Raw genomic sequence first — 2,295 nt, forward strand, 5'->3', positions numbered from 1 at the left:
TCATATCCTGGCTATTCAGCCGGAGTGCTTCCGCTAGCGCACGTCCTTCGACATACTCGTTGCGCTCATCAGAAAACAAATTGCCGGCGACAGTGCCGCCCGTGCCGGCGTCGACGATCGGATCAGGATTCGGTTTACCGAGGACAGCGGCAATGCCTGTGTCGGGATCAAAAACAATGATATCGCCGTCACCATCTCCACGGCCAATTTTCCAGCCAGCGGCGACCTCGATGCTCTCCCCGTCATCGGCAAGGAACACGCCGCCGGTCCCAAAGCGCTCGCCAACGCCATCATCGTCGAGGAGCGCCAGATATGCGCCTTCTTCGACGGATGGTCTGGCGAAAAGTTCATTCGCGGATATATCCGACCAATCGTCAAGATTGGCGGATGCATCCTGCTTACTGTCGATGTCCAGCGTTTCCTTGATATTGGCCCAGGAAAATTTTGTCAGAGCAAAGTCGTCCGCGCTGTCACGAGCCGCGAAACTGTCGTTGTCCGCCGGCGTCGTTTTGCCTGCTGCCGATCCCATGAGGGTTGCAAGGGCGGTCGTCGTGTTGTCGAGCTTTGTATCGATCTCAGCACTGAAGTCGACATAGTCGTTGGTCCAAGTCCAAGCAGAGCCCGTCCAGTTATAATCCGCCTGGTTGTTGACCGTATCGGACGTAACCGGATCGGTATGTGTCCCTGCCTGGTTGGGGACGCGTCCCGGCTGCCCGACACGCGTTCCGGAAATTCCATTCAGGACGGGCCATGATGTCGCCTGCACCAGTCCGGATGCAGCACCTTCGATTTCCTGACCGATTTCTCCGGCAAGAAGCTGCTCGGCAAGATCATCGACGCCAATCAGCGCTACTTCGGTGTTCCCCTGCTCGCGGACACCGACGATCTTGTCGATCGTCGAGCGAGTGGGTTTGTCAGTGATCCGGATTCCGGCCATCTCGACTCCTGAATTTTCAGATTTGCGATTGGATTAGCGAATGGTGACGAGGAACGGTCCAGCGATTGGACCGGGCGTCACGCCGTTGAATGGCTGCAGCCAGTAGTAGCGGTCACCCTGCGAAAGGCAGGCGGCAGTCTTCTTGTAGGCGGCTAAGTCATCGATCTGGCAGACTGTTGCCGTGGCGGCTAAAAGGCCAAGCGTGCCGTTTGCCGATCCAGCGACATGCGACTGCAGCTTCAGACCCGGCGTCGTGTAGGCCGTGGTCCACGTCTCCGTCAGCGTGCCTGTGCTGCGCGGGGTCAGCGCGCCGCCTGAAATCGAGTTGATCATCACCGACAGGCAGATTTCTTCGCCGGCGGCCATAGCGACCGACCAAGAAATTGACCCGCCGGTTCCCGGCGAGTGATCCGCGTGACCAGAAGTGATCGTCCAGTTCGACCCTAAGGTTGGGGGGCTTGCTTGCGCAGAGAAGTTACCGTTTGTGACGAGGGTGACGATCGAAGGATCACCATGGACGCGGGTGTAAGTTCCTCCAGCGGCAACGTCGATGGGAGCGAGGATGGCGTCGGTTCCGGTGTCGAGGGTTCCCGAGGTGTTGGAGTAGAACTGGACATGGGTGATGTTCTCCTCAGTCGGCGCAACGGTGAAGAAGATATCAGCCTTTCCGAGTCCGCCGGTCGCAACGATCAGGCTGCTGTTCAAGGCGTTCGGTGCTGTCGGATCGTCCGCTCCGATCGTGGTAATTCTCGGTGAACCCCACAGGCTTGGCACGCTGTCCTTCGAGACCGATCGCGGTTCCCACTCGACGGCATCGCCCGAGGCATATCCAGGCAGATTGACCACGCCAGACGATGCCGAGACCGTGACGGCGGTGAGCCATGTCCCTGACCCGGAAAGCCGATGGCGGACCTCGAACGTTGAGACAATGACCGCGCTTCCGGCGCCAGGCTTCAACGTGATGCGCAGACCTGTTGCACTTCCGGTTCCGCTGATGCCGCTGCGCACTGATTTCACGATCGGCACGGGCGGCTCGGCATTCGACCCGCCCACTTCGGCCCCAACGCGCCCGCTCCATGTGGGCGGCACTTCGGCGGCAGTCCGTTCATGCATCTCATCGGCCGCCGGCAGCATGTGCACGATGGACGTGTTGTCGTTGCCGCGCTCCACGCTCGCCACGATGACCGGGATGCTTTCGCTCGCCACCGGCCCGAAGTGTATGAGGTCGCCGACCTGTGGCGCCTCCCCTTCTCCCGCCAGCGAAATCGCTCTGTTTTCACCCATGACCGTCTTGATGGCGCGAAGGACCGACTGCCCTTGTGCATCGCTATCGTCGGCGAACGAGCGGAAGCGGATGC

General features: G+C 60.2%; 1 protein-coding gene and 1 pseudogene. Both read right to left on the bottom strand.

What is annotated here, in order from left to right; genetic code table 11:
* Window positions 1-937: pseudogene (locus tag VL202_RS22285) on the bottom strand (hypothetical protein); the annotation flags it as partial.
* 33 nt (window positions 938-970) lie between these two features.
* Window positions 971-2,295 (bottom strand): hypothetical protein (locus VL202_RS22290; protein ID WP_325466248.1); only part of this gene is annotated, 1,325 nt, incomplete at its 5' end.

Origin of the sequence: Pararhizobium sp. (assembly GCF_035497515.1) — a bacterium.
GTDB lineage: Bacteria > Pseudomonadota > Alphaproteobacteria > Rhizobiales > Rhizobiaceae > Pararhizobium.